Source organism: Oleiphilus sp. HI0043, from assembly GCF_001634935.1.
Genome location: NZ_LWEY01000702.1, coordinates 1 through 934 on the forward strand (window position 1 = coordinate 1; position 934 = coordinate 934).

Genomic DNA, 934 nt, shown 5'->3' on the forward strand with positions numbered 1-934 from the left:
ATACAGAATTCACCTTTCATCATAGACTATTTCTTTAAATTATCTGCTTCGTCCTTTACTATTCTCTTAGAATTCAGTCTATCCTGAAGAATTAGTTGCGGCATTATGCAATAATCCGTCACCTTTTTTCAGCGTTCATTGTAAGTCATTTGTAAACAGTCGGCGCAAAGTTTTTATTTATTGATGAAAGATCGAGAGACCATGGAAACAAATACACAAATTTGCATTATCGGACAGGGCTATGTAGGTCTGCCACTGGCAGTCGAATTTGGGAAGAAATTCCCAACCATAGGGTTTGACATCAAAGAAGATCGCATCAACGAGTTACGCGAAGGTGTTGATAGCACACTAGAATGCTCATCTGAAGAGCTTGCTGAGAGCACACACCTCACCTTCACAACCCAGCTCGATGATATCAAGAATGCTACCGTCTATATCGTCACAGTTCCTACACCGATCGATGACTACAAAACACCAAACCTAACGCCGCTAATCAAAGCGAGCGAGATGCTTGGCAAAGTAGTCAAAAAGGGCGATTACGTTATTTACGAGTCGACTGTTTACCCGGGTGCAACCGAAGAAGACTGTTTACCACTAATCGAGCAAGGCTCTGGTTTGAAGCTAAATGAAGATTTCTTTGCGGGATACAGCCCGGAACGAATCAATCCTGGCGATAAAGAACACCGTGTCACGAACATTCTCAAAGTTACCTCTGGCTCAACGCCCGAAGCGGCAACTTTTATTGATGACCTTTATAAAAGCATCATCGTTGCCGGCACGCACAAAGCAGCTTCTATTCGTGTAGCTGAAGCCGCAAAAGTTATTGAAAACACCCAGCGTGACGTCAACATCGCTCTCGTTAACGAGCTTTCTTTAATTTTTGACAAAATGGGCATCGACACCCTGGAAGTACTCGAAGCCGCTGGCACAAAGT

General features: G+C 43.5%; 1 protein-coding gene. It reads left to right on the top strand.

Annotated features, from left to right (window positions below; genetic code table 11):
- Window positions 1-201 precede the first annotated feature (201 nt).
- The coding region (locus tag A3729_RS08295; protein WP_156497798.1) for a nucleotide sugar dehydrogenase at window positions 202-934 on the top strand (733 nt) is incomplete at its 3' end.